Below are 18662 nucleotides of genomic sequence, written 5' to 3'. Positions count from 1 at the left end.
ACAGCCCCGGTATGGTTTCAGGAATCAAAAACTGTAAAAACAAAAGGCTGTCTGCCTGGAAGATTTTCACTTCCAGGCAGACAGCCTAACTCAGGGTTAGGGTTTAGCGTGCCCGTCTGCGCAACGCCAACCCAATACCGACAGCGCTCAGCGATAAAGCAGCAAGCAGTCCGGCAGTGCTTCCAGTAGAAGCAATCCCAGATTCAACTCGCACTTTCCTCTTACCCTGATTAGCTGCACTTTGATTACCGGTTTTATCTTTACCAGTAGTACTACCCTCTTTATTCCCAGGGGTAGCGGAGCTGCCACCAGGACCGGCAGGATTAGTCCCTGGGTTATCCGGTTTTTCGGGATTATCAGGCTTATCTGGCTGCTGCGGATTATCCGGCGTTCCCGGAGTGTCCGGCTTTTCAGGAGTGTCTGGCTTATCTGGGGTAATCGGTGCATCTGCCGCTTTTAACGCTTTGATTGCCGAACGCAAATCATTTAACGCCTTGTCCACATCGGTTTGCTTAGCATTCTTATCAGAATTTACGTCTTTAGCTTTTTGCAGATTCTGTGCCAGCTGTTTCCAGGTTTCTTCACTGTAATCCTTCTCAGCAAGCGCCCCAGCAGCCTGAATCGTGTTATCAAGCAGAACTTTATCCACCGGTTTCTCGGTGGGAATCTCAGGGGTAGGATCAGCCGGCTCTACTTCGCCACCTGATTTCTTCAAACCCTTAATAGCCATTTCCAAAGCGTTAGCGCTCTGATCAATCTCATCTTGGCGAGCAGTCGGATTGGCTTGCACCCCTTTGGCTGCCTGTAACGCCCCGGTCAAAACTTGCCAGGTAAAGACCGTATAGTCGGCTTCTTTAAGCTGCTCTGCTTGGGAAATCTGGGTATTTAATGCGGTTTTATCTGGCATATCGCTAGCATCAACCCCAGAAAGTTCGTTTACCTGCCACCATTTATTAGTTTCTTGCAGATTACGAACCCGGATAGCTTTTGCTTGCACCGGAGTTTTCAAGGTAGTTGTTTGCACCTTGTCCCCATTAACATCAGCCAGCTTTTCCCAGTTAGTGCCATCAGCGCTATATTCCAAAATCCCACTGTCGATAGTGTCATTTCCCGGGCCTTGCGCAAAAGTAACTTGCTTAAGATTCAAAACTTTCCCGTAATCAACGGTTACCGCAGCTCCCACCGGAGTTTTGTCCCTACCTTCACCTTCATAAGGGTCACGTTTCAACCATAACGGGGTTCCGGCTGGGTTTCCGTCAGTCACATTCGATAGCTCCCCAGAATGCTTTTGCATACTGGTCAAGGTAACTGTAGGAGAAACTTTATCGGTTCGATTAACCTCGATTTCTTTAACCACAAACCAGGCATCACGGGCATTATCTGCGGTAGCAATCAAACGTGCACCTCGAATCTGTTTCAGATTCAAGTTCTTCAAATCTACAACGGTTCCGGTCAAACCAGTTTTCCCGGGAACATCATTCCAATTGGTGCCATCAAAAGTTTGCAGTTTAGCCCGATCGAAGAAATCTTTACCGCCTCCTAACACAAAAGTTAAACGGTCAGCATCGAAAGGCTTGTCGCTGGTGATTCCGGCAAAAGTTCCGGCAGTAATCTTGTTCGGATTTTTGTAGGTCACCCCAGTTCCATCGTTACCATCCATTACCGAGGCTATATTCCCCTCGGGGGTATCACTGCGACTGGTTACATACTGATAAATCACCGCATCGGGATCCAAGGCGCGAGCAACCTTAGATTTTAGGCTGCGCGCCATAGCGGCAACAGTTGGAGTTAAATAGGCTTTACCAACTTTGGCATATTTTGTTTCGTTCACGTAGTTAAAACCATGCTGATTATAGGCACTTAGCTGGGCATTCCCGGCTAAATACTTGTTTACCAGCCCATCTTTATCATTATCTAAATGAGCGGAATAGGCATCAAGATACAGTTCGGCAGTCTTTACTAAATCAACGAACGCCCCTAGCCAAGGTTCCATTTGCGAGCGCATAGCCACATTCTTGGCTTTACTGCGATAGGTATCTACCGCCGGTTTAATGTCGGTATAAACCTTGCGCACCTTTGTGATTTGTTCTTTCGTGACCTGATTATTCTCCAGAGCACGTTGGAATGAAACCAGAGTATCTTTAACCTCCGCAGATTCTCGTCCTTCCCAAGTAGCTCCCCCACCATACATTCGCCGCAGATGCTGCGAAAGGTCGCGCAAAGCATTTGCTGCATCACTAGCTAGCGGAGAGTTATTATCCAGGTAACTAAAGGAATCCAGCCAAGTCTTATCAGCGTGATCTAGGCTGCGCCATAGATTCCAAGAAAAATCAGCATTCATGAAAATTCCCTGTTTGCTGGGTTCTGACTGCTGCATCGGATTCATAACCAAGCCCTCTAATTGACCAGGTTGAACATTCAGACCAAGGAAATTTTCGTAATTTCCCATATGGAGAGCATCTTTATCGTTATCGGAACAGGGGAAATTCATCCACATAAATGTGGCTCTACCACCGGAATTATTCTTAAATCTACCGAGGAAATCGCCATCAGCTTTACCCCAAACTCGTCCTCCTGTATTAATTACTTTCACAGTTTCCGGAAGCTGGTTGTACCAAGCTTCCCCTGCTCCCCCGTAATTAACCGGACAGAAAATGATTACCTCTTTTAGACCGGGATATTTAAGCTCACCGTTAGCAGTCTTTTCTTTTTGCAGCTGTTTAACCCAATCAGTGAGGTCTTTAAGCAATCTGATATATAAATCGTTGCCCTGATTTTTGGCATCATCTGCCAGAACTGAAATCTGACGTACCCCCGCATCAATTACTTGCCGATATTTAGCCTTCGCTATTTTCAAACCTTGATCATAGTTTCCGCTGGTAATCGGGTTATACATAAAGGGGTGCAGGGCGTAAACAAACCGGGTCTTAGATTCATTACCCGCTTTAGCTAAAGGCGCGATTTTATTATTCAGCTCTTCACTGCTGTAAAGCTCCCGCCATTTCGCGTTGTGTTTCGGATCGTCCTTGGGGGCATAAATATAGGCATTAAGCTTGTAGTAGCCTCCCCATTCCATGAGGTCAATACGGTTTTGGGTGCTCCAGGGATTACCGTAATAGCCTTCAATGAAACCGCGCGTGGGCACATCCGCCCAATCGGTTACGGTGAGGGCGTTTAGAGAGGTTTTCCCATTATCAGACGGTATTTGCTGAAGTATTTGATAAAGAGTAGTTAAACCGTAATACGCCGAATCCGTATCGCGCCCTAAAACTAAAATTTGCGGCGGATTCCCCTCAGTTCCGGGGATTGCAGCTAATAGATAAGAATCAGTTTTTTCAAAAACCGCCGGATCATAATCTAGTTTTCCCGCAGCTTTTAAGGCTGCCACCTGTTTATCAACTACTCCGCCAGAGCCTTTGATTCCAACCAGCACAGCCAGGTTAGCTTTCGTAGATAGCTGTTCCTTAGGCAATCCCACAATCTTTTGCAAGGCCAGCGCATCGTCTAAGCGCCGCGCGGTGTCAGAATCTATACCGTCCTCAACTACCAGGTCTGCCACTCCAGATAGGGAAAGCTTTCCGGTTTGATATGCGACTTTATGCGGGGTGGGATAAATCTGATAGCTGCCGCCTGCCTGCGCCTGACCCTCTTCACTATTAGCAGGTTCTGCATGAGCAGGTATCGCCCAAACCAACATCAGAGCAATTGAAAGCACGGACACTACCAACAATTTGCCTATTTTTAGCTCTCGAAGTCGGAAATAACTCATTAAATGTCCTTTCAAAACGGCATTCATATCAGAGAATGGGCGGGGGTTCGCGCTGTTAAAATCATGCTTCCTCACATAATCAAGCAGCCGAAAGTATGCTCATTAGTTTAGCATCTCCAAGGCGTTAAACGATTAAAACTTTTTCCCTAACCAGGGCGATAGCTGTCCGGTTCCCCAGTTAAATTTGGCTTTAGAGCAGATTTGCCCGCCACACCAGGGTGTAATAAGGCAAAGTCACGCTTTGCTCAGGGTTTAAAGCTAAATCATCGAATAAATAAGAGCGCAGATTGGCTTGCATATGGGCTTTGCCGCTCCAACTAGCTCGCAAATAGGAAGAACGGGTTTTAGCGAGGGCGAAAAGCGCGGAAACTGGCAGCGAGATTCCCCATTGAAAAAGACTAAGTTCGGGTCGGCTAAACTGTTTTCCCAGTTGGGGAAGCTTATCGGGGTGATGAACATCTCCTGAACGCATCACCCTAGAAAGCCGCTTTACCCAGGGAAACGACACATTCATTTGGTTATATACAATCACTAGCCGCCCACCGGGTTTAAGTACTTTAGCTGCTGTCGCGCAAGCCGCCTCCTTATCAACCCAGTGCCAACATTGCGCAAAGCACAGCGCATCAAAGGTTCCGGGTGCAAATAATTCGGCCACGTCCTCGGCTTTCCCGGCATATAAGGGAACTTGCGGGAGGACGCGCTGAAACATTTCCCGCATTCCCGCTGCCGGCTCTAGGGCGCTAACCGCTACCCCCTGCGCCAAAAGTAGCCGCGTAAACTTACCGCTACCAGCACCTACATCTAGAACTTGCGGGTTTTTTAGTCCCGCTACAGCCGCCTGAACAGCTGGAAGCGGATAGTTAGGTCGGTAACGTTCATATTCATCACCAGCCAGGGTGTAAGGATTTCCTCCCCCAGCAGCGCCACCCACCCTATTTTTATCGGTAATCGAACCGGGAGACGGACCAAACTTAACCATAGGTATCGCGCGGACCGCGCCCTTTCACCGAACGTGGGCCATGCTTCCAAGAGGGCGCTTTTGGTCCTAAGATAATCAAACGTTTAATCACCACCGAACCGGAATAATCCTCAATTAATCCCATCAGCTGCGGAATTAGATTCCTAAGCTCCGATGCCCAGCGGGTAGAGTCGCAGCGCAACACTACGTCCCCGTCTTTAATGGATTCAATATGTGCGTGTTGCGCGACCTGAACGCCAACTATTTTCGCCCAATCAGCTTTCAGCTTCCCCGCATCTAGCTGAGCGTTTAACCCGAACTGGCGCACATATTTTTTCCAAACCATTCCCAAAGGGCGCGGATCTCGCCGCGACCAGCGCCCTCCGTGACCTCCCTCCGCAAGCCCTGGAGAGGGCTGTAAACCGGCTAGACCGGGGACTTTATCGCGGGCATAGCTATCGTTTACCCCTTTAACCTGCCCTAGAGAGATTTCTGCGGAAACTGGCAACGCTTCATCCTTGCCCACAGATTGAGAAGCTATCCCATCCCAGTTACGCCGTCCCCGCAAACGGCGCAGCTCCTCGCTGGACATTCTCACTAGCCCTTTAGAAAAAGCATGTTCCTGGGCGGCGCGAATAGCCTGTTGGGTATAGGTGAGCGCTGGTTCAGGCTGATTTGTGCTCATCAGCTATCCTCAACTGTGCCGGTCAGGTCAGTAGAATCAACCCTGGTCAGCCTCGAATCCGTATTGGAGTGACTCATCTCAGAGTTGTCCATCGCAGTGATGACGCTGCCCTGACCTCCCCGCAAAACCTGGAAAAATTTCCCCTCAATTTCACTGGGTAAATCCTTACGGTTAGTGGCAGTAATCAATACCTGGTCAGCGCGGTTCATAAAATCCAGCAGCGCAGATCGGCGAGCCGGATCTAGTTCTGCAAACACATCATCGAGAATCAAAATCGGGGTTTTGCCACCTTGACGCAGCAGCTCAAACTGTCCCAGACGTAAAGCCAGGGCAGCGCTCCAAGTCTCTCCGTGAGAAGCAAACCCTTTCACCGGCAGAGTATCTAACATCACCGCCAAATCGTCACGATGCGCACCCGCCAGATTCACCCCTCGACTAAGTTCTTCTTCGCGGCGCGCTGCGAAAGTCTCTTGCAGCGCGCCCGCAACTGCCTGTGGATTGGTCAAATCACTGGGAGGCTCAAAGGAGGGAACATAAGATAACCCCAAAGTTTGGGAAGAGTGTGCGCGATGGGTATTTCCCAAAACCAGCAAATATGCCTGGGCAGCGTGTGGGGATAACGCATTGAGAACCCGCACCCTACCAGCAATTAAACGCCCAGCAACCTGCGATAACTGATTATTCCAAACCTCAAGAGTGGAAAGCTCTAGAGAAAGGTCTGCGCCGCGCCGCTTCTTTTTAGCCGCCTGTTTTAAGAGGGCTCCCCTCTGCCGTAAAATCTTTTGATGCTGAGCGATAGTACCGGCTTCTACCGGCCACATTTGCACCAGTAAATCATCTAGAAATCGACGGCGAACTGCGGGGTCACCTTGTAAAATATCTAAATCTTCGGGAGAAAACAGGGTAGTAGCAATCAAACCGCGAATATCTTTTAACGGCACTGGAGTTCGCGCCAAACGCCCCCGATTAGCTCTTCCGGAAACAATCTCTAAATCTACTTGGGTTTCCCGCTCCCCTAAATGGGCTTTCACGCGAATAACTGCGCTAGAGGGCGCACTGGTTTCCTCCGGGCTAGGTTGGGATTGCCCGTTTTCTCGACTCAGTAACGCCGCTGATTGCGGCGCAAAGCGCACTAAGGCACTATCGGCACTAATGCGGTGGGAATGGAAGTTGGTCAAATACCCCACGGCCTCCACGAAATTCGTTTTACCTTGACCGTTAGGACCAAGCAGTATATTTACCCCCGGCGATAACCGGGCTACACAATGATGAAAACTACGGTAATCATCTAAGGCAATATCGGTAATATACATGACCGTGCAATGCCGAGCGAGCGATTTAGGCAGAATAGCGAATCGGCATTAACAGGTAACGGAAGTCCGAAGAATCGTCCCCATCAAGTTCTTCTTGCCCAGTAATAACCGCTGGTTTAGTGGGGTGGGTAAATGACATACGCACATATTCCGTTCCCAAAGCCCCTAAGCCGTCCAGTAAATACTGGGAGTCAAACACAATCATCATCGGCTCATCAGCAATAAAAGTGCAGGTCATTTCTTCATGAGCCTGCGCATCATTGCCCTGACCAGCCTCTAAAGTGAGAGTACCGTCCGCAAAATTCATACGAATCTGGGCGCTGCGATCAGTGACCAAGGACACGCGCTTAATCGCCTGTTCAAGTTCATAACGGCGAATAACTGCTTTAATTGGAGCTTCTTCGGGGAAAAGACTGGCAACCGGCGGGTAATCACCCTCGGTAAGCTGGGAAGTAATTTTGCGTCCTCCCGCCTCTAAAGCCACGATAGCCCCGCCCTCGGCAGAGTTCTCTAAACCTAAATGGATATTTCCCGCGCCGGAAAGCGCCTTGGCCATTTCGGAAAGAATCCGCGACTTGACCAGCGCATCTGAAGAGAAATCAGTCTGATTTGGCTGCCAATCCATGACCCGCACGGCCAGGCGGTAACGGTCAGTGGCCATCAAAGTTAGCTGAGTTTTAGAAAGCTCCATCCGCACGGTTGCCAGCAACGGCAGGGATTCATCAGAGGAGGCGGCGCGAGAAACCTGACCCACCGCTCGGGCAAACTCTATGGAATCAATTTCGCCAATCGCCTCGGGAATTTGTGGCAGTGCCGGATAATCATCGAGGGGCATTACTGCCAGTTGGAAGCTGGAAGCTCCACAGGAAATATTGACTTTGCCCCCCTCCATCTCTACGGTTACCGGCTTCTTCGGTAACTGTTTACAAATGTTAGCCACCATTTTGCCGGAAACCAGGACTTCGCCCTCGGACTCCACATCGGCTTCAAACTGGTTACGGGAAGAAACCTCATAGTCGAAACTGGAAAGAGTTACGATACCGGCCTTGGCGCTCATCCACACCCCGCCGAGTACTGCCACTGCCGGACGTGCCGGCAAAGTACGCGCGGTCCAACTGATAGCGTCCTCGAAAACATCACGCTCGGCTACGAACTTCACTGCGCTGCCCCTTTTATCCTCTTTACCATGGTTTATGGCGCAAAATCTGCACAACCCAGCCGGTGATAACCGAGCTGAATCATTTTGTTTCAGTCTCCCATTATAGGGTTTTGCTACTCGATTAGCACTAAAGTACTTAAAACTGGGGATAACTCGCCGATTTTCCCCTCGGACCGGGCTTTTTATAACTCTAGTTACCGGCTTATCGGCAAGGTTTAGCCTCCTAGTTTCAACCTGGGGGTGGAAGCAATCAGTTCGCGGGTGTAATCATGACGGGGAGCGGAAAGAACCTGCTCGACTGCGCCCTCTTCAATGATTTTGCCCTGACGCATCACTATTACCCGCTGGCAAATATGTCTCACTACCGCCAGGTCATGACTGACAAACAGCAAAGTGAGGTTATCTCGCGCTGCCACCTGCATAATCAGGTTCAAAATTTGGGCACGAACCGACACATCTAAGGCCGAAACCGCTTCATCCGCCATTAACACTTCCGGACGGGCAGATAGGGCGCGCGCTAAAGCTATCCGTTGGCGCTGTCCTCCCGAAAACTGATGGGGATATTTACGCGCGTCCTCGCTACTTAAACCTACTTCCGCGAGCACTTCCTCTAAACGAGAGTGAATATCGCTGGGTACTCCTTCCCGCCCGCGCACCCAGGGAGAACGCAGCGGTTCGGTAATAATTTTGCCCACCTGCATCCTGGGGTCTAAAGAGCTGAGCGGATCTTGGAACACGATTTGTACCCGGGAACGCAAGTTACCTAGCTGCTTTTCCTTTAATCCCGTAATCTTTTGCCCACCGAACCAGATTTGACCACTACTAGGACGAGATAGGGCGCACAGCATCCTGATTAAAGTAGATTTCCCACTCCCAGATTCCCCCACGATTCCCAGGCGTTCTCCCGCGTTAATCTCTAGATTTACGCCATCGACTGCACGCACCTGAGCGCCAGAGCGCGGATAAATTTTCACTAAATCCCGAGCGCGGTAAATCGGTTCTTCACTCATTTAGCCCCTACTCCCCCTCAAAAAAATCAGTTAATACCGGTAGCGGTTGCCCGGGGCGAACCGAGCCGATATTGGCGGTAGCCATTAGACCGCGAGTATAGGGGTGTTTAGGGTGTTCTAGCACCTCACGCCGGGAGCCGCGTTCAACAATTTCCCCTTGATACATGACCAATAGCTGCTCACAAATTTGGCTAACTACCGCCAGGTCATGGCTGATAAACAGACAGGCAGAGCCGGTACGAGACAGTTCTTTATCTAATAGTCGCAGCACTTTCGCCTGTACAGTCACATCTAGAGCGGTAGTGGGTTCATCACAAATCAGCAGTTGAGGGGCATTTATTAGCGACATTGCTAGCATTACGCGTTGGCGCTGCCCTCCAGACAGCTGGTGAGGGAAAGCGTTGGCACTGTTAGCTGGCTCTGGTAAACCTACCCGCTCCAGCATTTTTATCACTTTTTCACGTTTTCCCTGCTGGTCGCGTTGATGCAGGGTCAAAACCTCTGCTACCTGTTTACCGACTCGCATCGTGGGGTCAAGGGCGCTCATCGGCTCTTGGAAAACCATCCCGATTTCCGACCCTCTCAACTGTGACATTTCCCTATCTGTCAGCGATAATAGCTCTTGTCCAGCCAGGGAAATAGAACCGGTAACTTTCGCGTCCTCACCGAGTAAACCCATTAGTGCTAGTGCGGTCACCGATTTGCCCGAACCGGATTCTCCAATCAGCCCCACCCGCGCCCCAGGGAGGATTTCAAAACTGATTCCTTTAACTACCTGGCGGTTGCGAAAAGAAACCTGCAGGTTGTCTACTTTTAATCCCCTTTTTTGTCCCGTCATTGTCGCTCCCTTAGCCGCGGATCTAGCACTTCACGCAGCCCATCACCTAAAAGGTTGAATCCTAAAACCGTCAGGGCGATACAAAGCGCTGGAAATAGCGCTAACTGCGGGGTAACCAACAGTGATTTTTGCGCCTCAAACAGCATTAAGCCCCAGGTGGGAGTATCTGGGCGGGTTCCTAATCCCAGATAGGATAGGGCGGCCTCTGCCAAAATCGCGAGCGCGAAACTCACCGATGCCTGCACTATTATCGTCGGCATGATATTGGGAAGCACATGGGTGAAGGTCGAGCGATACCGGGGGGTACCCGATGCCCTAGCCGCCACTATATAGTCCTGCGACATTACCGCCAAGGTAGCTGCCCGCACGTTACGGGCAAAAGCGGGAATTGAGGCAATCCCAATCGCCACCATTGCGGTCCAGGTAGACCCGGATCCGCGCGCCGCCGCCAGTAAAATCGCCAGCAGCAGGGCGGGGAAAGCGTAAAGAATATCGAGGGCGCGCCCGATTATTTTCTCTGGCCATCCTCCGCGTTGAGCAGCATAAATCCCCAAAGGAACCCCGATAAAGGCTCCTATACTGACGGAAACTATCCCCACCAGTAGGCAGATTCCAGCCCCGGAGAGGATTCTCGAAAACACGTCCCGACCAAAGTCGTCGGTTCCGAAAATATGGGAGGACGAGGGCGCACTTAAACGCTGCTCACTAACTTCCGTAGGATCGAAGGGCAGGTAAAGGAACGAGACTATCCCCATCAGCACTATCAGGGTTACTAAAACTATCCCTATCAATAAGCTGGGGTGACGAAGAAGCATTTTAGATTTACTCACTACTCCACCCCCTGTCGGATTCTCGGGTCAAGCAGACGATAAATCACATCTACCAGCGCATTAATCACCAGTACCGCAGATACCAGTATCATCACTACCGCTTGTACGACGGTTAAATCCCTCTGGGAAACTGCCGAAATCAGGTAGGTACCTAAACCGGGAATCGCGAACACCTGCTCCACCACTATCGCCCCTACCAGTAGGGTGGATAGTTGTAATCCCAGAACCGTGATTACCTGTAACGATGCATTTCGCAGCCCATGACGCATCAGCGCCGCCCAGTAACGCCAACCAATCGCCCTCGCCGTGCGGAAATAGTCCTGCTTTAATACTTCGATAAAAGCCGAACGGGTGTAGCGGGTTAGTACCGCTCCCTGCACAATCGCTATCGATAGTACCGGTAAGACCAGGTAGTGAGCCCATTGCACGGGATTATCGCGAAAAGGAACATAACCGTTCGCCGGAAAAACCTGAAGTTTGACCGCAAACACAATGGTTAGCACCATTCCTGCCAGAAAAGCGGGGACTGCCATTCCCAGCTGGCTTAACACCGAAACCATAATTCCTGATTTACGTCCTCTGCGTAGGGCTCCAATCATTCCCAGGGGAATAGCGAGCAAGAGGGCGAGAATCATCCCGGTGAACACTAAAGAAAAGGTGGCTTCTAGGCGGTGGGGAAGTTGCTCAGAAATTGCTTGCCCAGTAAAAATAGAGGTACCGAAATCTAGATGTATCATCCCGGATAACCAGCTGAAATAACGCATAATTAGTGGCTGATCTAAGCCCATAGCTGCCCGCAGTTGCGCTACCGAACCGGGGTCAGCATTTGCCCCTAAAATCACGCCGGTAACGTCGCCGGGCAGCAGATTTATCAGCAAGAACACCACTAAAGAAGCGACTATTAGACTAACTAATAAGGTCGCTAGCTTTCTGAGGATATTTCTTGCTGTTGCGTTCATCTCAGCTCTGGTAGCTGATGGAGGATAAATCGAAAGACAACCCCGTAACGTTCGCAGCCAAACCGGAAATATCTGCCTTGGTCACAATCAGGTTTGGCAGCAGCCACAAGAATGAAGCGGCAGCGTCATCAGAAAGCATCTTCGCTGCCTGTTTCATATATTTGACCTGTTCTTCGGAGGATCCTTGATCGGCCTTTTGATAAAGCTCGCGGAAAGCGGCGGAATCGTAATGCCAGTAATATTCGGTGTTGGTAAAGCGGGAAATATCGCGCGGTTCCAGGTGAGAAACAATGGTCAGGTCATAGTTAGATTTGACCATCACTTCATCAATCCAACGCGCCGGGAACTCTAGCTGCTCAATCTCTAGGGTAATCCCCACTTTGGACAGCTGACTCTTGATATGAGTGGCAGCACCCGAAGCATAAGGCAAGGTAGGAATCCGCATTTTTAGGGTTAGCCCCTGGCCATACCCCGCCTCTGCCAGCAGTTTCTTCGCTTTTTCTAAATCGAGGGCATATGCAGCGGAAAGGTCTTCGTACCAAGGGTCGGTGGGGGGAACCATTGAGCCAATCAGTAGACCTTTTCCTGCCCATACCGCGTCCCGTACCGCTTTGCGGTCAAGCGCGTAGTTTATGGCTTGGCGTACCCGTTTATCTTTGAGGGCAGCCCGCTGTTGGTTCATGCCCATCACTACTTCACCGTTAGTGTTTCCCTCTAGCACTTTAAACCGCGAGTCACCAGTGAATTTATCGAGAGCCTGGGGGGCAGCCAAGTTAGAAATAATATCGAGCGAACCAGACAACATCGCGGTATTCATAGCGTTAGGGTCAGAATAATAGCGGAAAGTAGCGCCTTTAACCTTGGGTTTTTCTCCCCAATACTTTTGGTTAGTGGCTAATTGGATTTCTTCCCCCTGTCGCCATTCTTTCAGGGTGTAAGGACCAGATCCAGCCGGTTTAGTTGCCAACTCTCCCTTATCAAGAGCCTGCGGGTCATAAATAATCCCGGCAGTCGAACTTAAATAGTACAGCCAGGCATTCGAGGGGTGGGAAAGCTCAAACTGGACTTTATTTCCCCCCAAATCTTTAACCGCTTTCAGGGCTTCCATCTCTTGCTTGCGGGTGGGGCTGACAGTTTTATCGTTAAGGAGATAATTGAAAGTTTTCGCGACCGCTGCCCCATTGACGGGAGCACCGGAAGCAAACTTGGCGTCCTTCAAAGTAAACGTATAGGTCTTTCGGTCCGGTGAAACCTCGTAGCTCTTCGCTAACAGCGGCACCAGCTCGCCCTTACCATCCACCCGCAGCAACGTTTCATATACGTTATAGAGCAGCGCATAGGTAATCGCCGCCGCATCATTATGGGAAGGATCTAGGGTAGAGGGCGTGGCATGAACCCCGATAGTTAGTACCCGCTCTGAATTATTGGTTGCAGAATTGGTGCCAGCACATCCGGTTAGCACCAGACCGGCCGCCGCTAGACAAGCCAAAAGACGCTTACGCAAGGATCTCCCCTTTGTCGGTCATGGTCATAATCGCTTCAATCATAGTCGCTTAGCTGCCAGTGACTAATCCGGTATTCATATCTCTCCATCAATTTGACTCCTAAACTCGCCTTGAGTCTTAGCTTTGGCATACCAGCAGGGCCGGATTGAGCGCTTTCTTTTTCGATAGCTGCTAGTTTTACGCCCAGCGCTTATGCTAGTCTGGTCTAACCGCTGTTTTCTCCCCTGAGGGTCTGGCGTAAGGACGCGTAAGACCAGCGGGACAAGACAGTAAAAATAGATAACGACTCGCAAAATACCGCCGGTTGGAAATCTAGACAAATACAACTGATTAATGCTCGCGAAACCCGTTATTGGACTGAATAACGCTACCTATCAAGGACGGACACTGTGACAAAGCTGATACGCTCACGCTGGATTTGTTCTATTTTAACTTTTAGTCTCGCTTTTATTTCCCTGCTGGCTATCCCGCAGCCCGCAATGGCTGCCGATAACGAATACTTAAATGTTTCTTTTGGAGGTACGTTCACCCCTCAAAAGGGCTACACCACCGGCGGGGAGGAAATCGTCAGTGGAGGTAGTATTACCTGGCAGGGCGATAATGAACCCAGCAAAATCGAGGGCGGCGGGGTAAAGCTTAACGGCAACGGCTCGGGCATTACTTACAGGGCGAAAGATAGTTTTGGAACTACCAGTGTCGATAAAGGTTTCCTTGCCGAGCTCGAATATCTCAATAACGCTGCCCCTAAAGAACTCGACACCCTTTTCTCAGCTATGGGAAACATTTCGGTTCGGGTTGAAAAAGGCAAGCTAGTCTATGGTTTATCAGTTAAAACCGCTAATGGAACCTGGAAAGACTATAAGCAGAGCGTTAATCTGCCCAAGACTAACAGCAAACATATTGTTCAACTTAAATACGAGGCAGAACCGGCAGCTACTTTGAGTATCTGGGTTGATGGGGTAAAAGGTCCTGTAGCCCGGGCAGCCAATGGGGAAAAGGCAGCAGTTTCGACCGGGAAAGAAAAATCTTTCGGTATCGGTTATGAAATCAATCCAGGTGCCCAAACTACCCGCAGTTTTGTCGGGAATTTCTATCGTGCCCGGATCGCGCAACCATCCGCACCCTGGAAGTTCTTGAACCTGTCCCAGTTATTGCATCTTGATTTTCTGGGCAGTCTAAATGGAGCTAACTATGGGGCTGCCAACGGCGAAGATTTGCAAGGAACATTGTCAGCTCGTACCCCAGCTCCTCAAATCAAAGATTCCAACGCCACATTCAGTGGTAACACTTCGGGACTGGATTTCATGCCAACCGATTTTTCCTTAGGCTCTGACAAGGTGACCACCGGTTTAGTGGCAGAGGTTCGTTTCAACCCCAGCGAAACTGGAGGAATGCAAACTTTGTTTAGCGCTGGTGGAAACATCTTTTTACGATACAACGAAGCTGGTCAGCTAGAGTTTGGGGTCTCTTATCAAGAAAATGGTAACTGGACGGACAAGAAAATCACCGTTAGCGCCCCTAAGGGACAAACCCACGTGGTCTCGGTCGCCTATATTCCTCAAGGCAACAAATCCGCCCTCTATATGCGCCTAGATGGTCAAGATTTAGAAAAAGTAACGGTTAACGGATTAGCCGCGCTAGAGAATTCAATCGCAAATAAGGTTGGTTTCGCCGGGGATGTACACCCGAAAGCAACTAATCGTGGTTATAAAGGCTCTTTCGATGAAATCCGGTTTGCAAAGGCAGATACCAGTTTTACCCCGAAAGATTTCCGGCTCACCTATGTGGCAGAGCACTGCGATACCTCAAACATAAAACCAGCTAACAGCCTAGATGTTGCCGCTAACGAATGTGCAGATTCAATAAAGGCAAAGCTTTCTGCCCTGCGCCCCACAGAAAAGCAGGCAGACTATTTAGACTGGGGGCAGATTGGTTTTGTTCACTTCGGCATTAACACCTTTACCGGTAACAGCTGGGGACATGGGGATGAAGCTCCAGCGCTCATCAACGCCAAGAACATAGACACTGACCAGTGGGCAAAAACCTTTGCCGATGCCGGTTTCAAAATGATAATGGTTACCGTCAAACATCATGATGGTTTCGAGCTATTCGATTCTCGCTATAACAGCGAACATGACTGGCCAAGTACCACTACCGCTAAAAATGGGGGCCCTAAAGATTTATTCGCTGAGATTGTTAAGTCAGCGCGTAAACATGGACTCAAGGTTGGCGTTTACTATTCTCCTGCCGATTCCTATATGGAAAAGAAAGGCGTGTGGGGTAATGGTTCCGCTAAAACCGAACGCACTATTCCGACTCTGGTTGCCAATGATGACCGTGCTGAACGGGTTGCTTCCGGAAAACTTCCAACTTACAAGTATGAAGCTACCCAATACGGCGAATATATGCTTAACCAACTATATGAGCTGCTAACTGACTATGGAACTATTGATGAAGTCTGGTTTGACGGAGCTCAAGGAAACACTTCTTCTACCGAATTCTATGACTACAACGCATTCTATGACCTGATTGGAAAGCTACAGCCGAATGCGATTCAAGCTAACGCAGCTCCAGATGCTCGTTGGATTGGCAACGAAGATGGTTGGGCCCGCACCACTGAATGGAACCCCCAGGCCGTCGGCTTCGATCAGCATGGAAGAATTACTCTCTATCCGGCACAAACTGCCCGCGATGGGGTACTGGGTTCAACAGACTCGGTGATTGAGGGTATTCGTAAAGGTTCAGCTACCCAGCTTCATTGGTATCCAGGCGAAGTTGATGCCCGGAACGGACGGGAATGGTTCAACAACTCGGGTAAGAAAGGTCCTAATACCCCGAAACCGGTCAGTGAGCTTGTAAAGTTCTATGAGCAGTCCACTGGGCGTAACTCGCAGTTCCTACTGAATATGCCTCCTTTCACCGATGGGAAAATGCCACAGGCTGATGTAGAAATTATGCGTGGATACCGTGAGGAACTGTTAAGGCGTTACGGCAACGACCTTGCTTTAGGTAAGGCAGCTACCGTAGCTTCCTCTAGCAGCTCTGCCGCTAAACCTGCTCCTCTACTGACGGACGGATCAAAGATTTCTTCGGACGAAAACGCCGGTAATACCCCTATCTACACGGTTAATCTAGGGAAAGACACCAAGGTTGATGCCGTGGTTTTGGGCGAGGACGCACGTTCGGCAGGTCAACAGGTTGAGCACTTTAAGGTGCAGGGACGTAGCGGTGAGGGCGCGTGGCGAGATCTCACCTCCGGTACCACGATTGGACAGCAGCGTAATCTGCGGTTTGCCGAGACTACCGTTAGCGAGATTCGGGTAGTAGTAGACCGCTCTCGTGGTCCGGTACGCCTGACCCGCCTTGAGGTTTATCATGTGGAATCAGAGATTCAGCCTGATGCACGCGCCTATTTTATTGATCCTAGCGCCCCTAAAGCTGGTGACGGATTAAGCGCTGATTCGCCTATGACCTCAATTGAGCAGCTGCATGATGTATCCCTGGTTCCCGGTTCAGTAATTTTGGTGAAAAATGGAACTAAATTGACCGGTGATTTTGCCGTCTTTGGATACGGAAATGTAGATAATCCGATTACGGTTACTACTTACGGTAAAGGTTCTGCTCCTAGCGTTGCTTTTAAGGACGTAAAAGCCACTACGCTGGCAGGAGCGCTTACGGAACTTGGAAAAGATAAAGCCGGTTGGGTTTTCCAGCCTACGGTCGATAAAGTTCCGTCTTTACGCAGCTATGTACCGCAAGAAGAGATGCGGGTAGTTAAGCAGTCTTCCCAAAACAGCGGAGACGGGGAAGTTTCTAATCTGCTTGATGGCAGCTTTGACACGATTTGGCATTCACAATGGAGTCCCACTACCGCGAAAGGACCTCATTGGGTGGTGCTTGATTTGGGTAAGAAATACGACGACTTGAAGTATTTGGATTATCTTCCCCGTCAAAAAGGCACTAATGGGGTTGCGAAGGAATACAAGGTGTGGGTTTCTGATTCCGCCGATGATTTCAGTAATCCTCCTTTGACTGGTACTTTAAAGAATCTGCCCTACACTCAACGGATTTCTTTGGTTAATTCTTCCGAGCAGGGAGAGGGCGAATCTCAGAGGGCTTCTGGTCGCTTTATTAAGTTCCAGATTGATTCGGATTATTCTGGTCAAGGTTTCGGTTCGGCATCTGAACTCAATGTTGAACGAGAAGCGGTTGCACCGAAAGTTCCCGACACTGTGATTGACCCGACCGAGCCTACAGATCCCACCGACCCGACTGAGCCGGAGCAACCAAGCAATCCGGAAAAACCGGGAGATTCTGATAAACCTCAAAATCCGGGAACTTCCGAAAAGCCGGGCACTTCTAGCAAACCTGGAACTGGAAACCAGGTGGCAAATCCCGGCACAACGCAAAACAATAAAGCTAAGCCGCGTAAACAAAGCCGTAATAACCAGCTAGAAAAGACCGGTGCAGGCGTCACCATAATCTTCCTAACCTCATTAGGACTGATTAGCGCGGGAGGAGTTCTAGTTTTAACCAAGCGCCGAAAAGGATAGCGCTAGGAAGTTCATTTCCCACGCAATCTAAGTAAGTGCGCCCCGCCCCTCTGGCTCTAGCCTGAGGGGCGGGGCAAAGCTTTATCGGAATGACCCACGGGGCATGGTTGATATTGCCCAGCTACTTGGAATCAGTAAAGGCAGGGTTAGCCAAATCGCCAAACAGTAGTAACTAACTTTGGGATATTAACCCCGCTTTTACGACCCCCATCCTCACTCAACACAATAGATTAATCCCCAAAATACGCTGTTTGCGTTAAACTACCTTCCTTGCTAGCTGCGGGAAAGCTACTTAGGAACAGGTTTTTGTTTAGTCTCTTTTTTTATCTAGTTTAGTGAACTATACTTATAGCGTGAGGCGGGATAAACTAATCAAAGAGCTCCGAAAAATTGCGAAAGCGCAAAACGCGGCTCTGCAAATAAAAGAGGGTGGGAATCACACCAAAGTAAAAATCGCCGACCACACCCTAATCGTCCCGCGTCACCGTGAAATAAACGAAAACACGGCAAAAGGTATCCTTAAAGACGCGCAGAAAGGACAAAGACAATGAACATTGACTGCAAGGCTACGCGCTCTGGAAAATGGTGGGCAGTAGAAGTCCCTGTAGGTGATCGAACCTTTTATACTCAAGGCCGCGACCTTAAGGAAGCCCGTTTTATGGCGGAAGATATTCTAAAGATGTGCGCCGAAGATCAAGATTTACCCACGCCAATCTCCCTTAGCGCCAATATCTGCCCTCAAATCGAATATGCTGCCCAAGTCGAGCAGTATCAAAGCCAGCGTTCAGAAGTAGATAAGATTCAGAAAAAACTAAAGCAAGCTCAAAAGAGTTTGGTAGATACCATGAGGGCTCAAGGTATCAAAATGGTTGATATTGCCCAGCTACTTGGAATCAGTAAAGGCAGGGTTAGCCAAATCGCCAAACAGTAGTGACTAACTTTGGGGTATTCGGCCACTCGCCTACGACCCCATCCTCACTCACACTAAGAGGGAGAAAAACTTTCGTTTCTCTCCCTCTTGTGCTCGTTCGTCGGGGTGACAGTGTGTGGTTTCAGGAGATGTGTCCGTTTTTCTTGGGGTTG

The 18662-nt window shown here is 49.7% G+C and carries 13 protein-coding genes; 3 read left to right on the top strand and 10 right to left on the bottom strand.

Annotated features, from left to right (window positions below; translation table 11 throughout):
• Window positions 1-103: 103 nt before the first annotated feature.
• The 10 genes from PG728_RS06060 to PG728_RS06015 all read right to left on the bottom strand — a co-directional run bounded on the left by PG728_RS06060 (window position 104) and on the right by PG728_RS06015 (window position 13025).
• On the bottom strand, window positions 104-3769 hold the full coding sequence (locus PG728_RS06060; RefSeq protein ID WP_270626409.1) for a beta-N-acetylglucosaminidase domain-containing protein: 3666 nt from the start codon (window positions 3767-3769) through the stop codon (window positions 104-106).
• 190 nt (window positions 3770-3959) lie between these two features.
• Window positions 3960-4748 (bottom strand): class I SAM-dependent methyltransferase, encoded by a 789-nt coding sequence (locus tag PG728_RS06055; protein WP_270626408.1) that lies wholly within the window; start codon window positions 4746-4748, stop codon window positions 3960-3962.
• On the bottom strand, window positions 4741-5412 hold the full coding sequence (locus PG728_RS06050) for a DUF721 domain-containing protein (RefSeq protein WP_079985936.1): 672 nt from the start codon (window positions 5410-5412) through the stop codon (window positions 4741-4743). Before PG728_RS06050 ends, PG728_RS06055 begins: the two co-directional genes overlap by 8 nt.
• Window positions 5412-6725 (bottom strand): DNA replication/repair protein RecF, encoded by a 1314-nt coding sequence (recF, locus tag PG728_RS06045; RefSeq protein WP_270626405.1) that lies wholly within the window; start codon window positions 6723-6725, stop codon window positions 5412-5414. Before recF ends, PG728_RS06050 begins: the two co-directional genes overlap by 1 nt.
• 25 nt (window positions 6726-6750) lie before the next feature.
• Complete coding sequence (dnaN, locus tag PG728_RS06040) at window positions 6751-7884, bottom strand: DNA polymerase III subunit beta (protein ID WP_270626403.1); 1134 nt, start codon at window positions 7882-7884, stop codon at window positions 6751-6753.
• A gap of 215 nt (window positions 7885-8099) precedes the next feature.
• Entirely contained in the window at window positions 8100-8894 is a 795-nt protein-coding gene (locus PG728_RS06035; RefSeq protein WP_270626401.1) for an ABC transporter ATP-binding protein, read from the bottom strand.
• A 7-nt stretch (window positions 8895-8901) separates the two neighbouring features.
• The gene (locus PG728_RS06030; RefSeq protein WP_270626399.1) at window positions 8902-9732 is read right to left on the bottom strand and encodes an ABC transporter ATP-binding protein; all 831 of its coding nucleotides are present in this window, start codon (window positions 9730-9732) and stop codon (window positions 8902-8904) included.
• A complete protein-coding gene (locus PG728_RS06025) occupies window positions 9729-10562 on the bottom strand; it encodes an ABC transporter permease (protein ID WP_270626397.1) in 834 nt (277 codons plus the stop codon). The genes PG728_RS06030 and PG728_RS06025 overlap by 4 nt, the downstream gene beginning before the upstream one ends.
• Window positions 10562-11521, bottom strand: a complete 960-nt coding sequence (locus PG728_RS06020; protein ID WP_270626395.1) for an ABC transporter permease — start codon at window positions 11519-11521, stop codon at window positions 10562-10564. Before PG728_RS06020 ends, PG728_RS06025 begins: the two co-directional genes overlap by 1 nt.
• A gap of 1 nt (window position 11522) precedes the next feature.
• Window positions 11523-13025, bottom strand: a complete 1503-nt coding sequence (locus tag PG728_RS06015; RefSeq protein WP_270626394.1) for an ABC transporter substrate-binding protein — start codon at window positions 13023-13025, stop codon at window positions 11523-11525.
• A gap of 390 nt (window positions 13026-13415) precedes the next feature.
• Here PG728_RS06015 and PG728_RS06010 point away from each other — a divergent pair, with 390 nt between their 5' ends.
• The 3 genes from PG728_RS06010 to PG728_RS06000 all read left to right on the top strand — a co-directional run bounded on the left by PG728_RS06010 (window position 13416) and on the right by PG728_RS06000 (window position 18510).
• Complete coding sequence (locus tag PG728_RS06010; RefSeq protein ID WP_270626373.1) at window positions 13416-17579, top strand: alpha-L-fucosidase; 4164 nt, start codon at window positions 13416-13418, stop codon at window positions 17577-17579.
• Window positions 17580-17932: 353 nt separating this feature from the next.
• The gene (locus PG728_RS06005; protein ID WP_072510802.1) at window positions 17933-18130 is read left to right on the top strand and encodes a hypothetical protein; all 198 of its coding nucleotides are present in this window, start codon (window positions 17933-17935) and stop codon (window positions 18128-18130) included.
• Window positions 18127-18510 carry a hypothetical protein gene (locus tag PG728_RS06000; RefSeq protein WP_072510422.1) on the top strand — a complete coding sequence of 128 codons (384 nt, stop codon included), beginning with the start codon at window positions 18127-18129 and terminating at the stop codon, window positions 18508-18510. Before PG728_RS06005 ends, PG728_RS06000 begins: the two co-directional genes overlap by 4 nt.
• The last annotated feature ends 152 nt before the right edge of the window (window positions 18511-18662 follow it).

The sequence above is a fragment of the Varibaculum timonense genome (genome assembly GCF_027694345.1).
Classification (GTDB): domain Bacteria; phylum Actinomycetota; class Actinomycetes; order Actinomycetales; family Actinomycetaceae; genus Varibaculum; species Varibaculum timonense_A.
Note: the sequence above shows the minus strand (reverse complement) of the source record. Positions and strands in the feature narration are given on the sequence as shown.

What these genes read in the sequence shown, in the direction of transcription:
- recF (WP_270626405.1), bottom strand. Translation starts at nt 6,725, where the DNA reads ATGTATATTACCGATATTGCCTTAGATGATTACCGTAGTTTTCATCAT.
- PG728_RS06050 (WP_079985936.1), bottom strand. Translation starts at nt 5,412, where the DNA reads ATGAGCACAAATCAGCCTGAACCAGCGCTCACCTATACCCAACAGGCT.
- PG728_RS06000 (WP_072510422.1), top strand. Translation starts at nt 18,127, where the DNA reads ATGAACATTGACTGCAAGGCTACGCGCTCTGGAAAATGGTGGGCAGTA.
- PG728_RS06060 (WP_270626409.1), bottom strand. Translation starts at nt 3,769, where the DNA reads ATGAGTTATTTCCGACTTCGAGAGCTAAAAATAGGCAAATTGTTGGTA.
- PG728_RS06035 (WP_270626401.1), bottom strand. Translation starts at nt 8,894, where the DNA reads ATGAGTGAAGAACCGATTTACCGCGCTCGGGATTTAGTGAAAATTTAT.
- PG728_RS06030 (WP_270626399.1), bottom strand. Translation starts at nt 9,732, where the DNA reads ATGACGGGACAAAAAAGGGGATTAAAAGTAGACAACCTGCAGGTTTCT.
- PG728_RS06055 (WP_270626408.1), bottom strand. Translation starts at nt 4,748, where the DNA reads ATGGTTAAGTTTGGTCCGTCTCCCGGTTCGATTACCGATAAAAATAGG.
- PG728_RS06020 (WP_270626395.1), bottom strand. Translation starts at nt 11,521, where the DNA reads ATGAACGCAACAGCAAGAAATATCCTCAGAAAGCTAGCGACCTTATTA.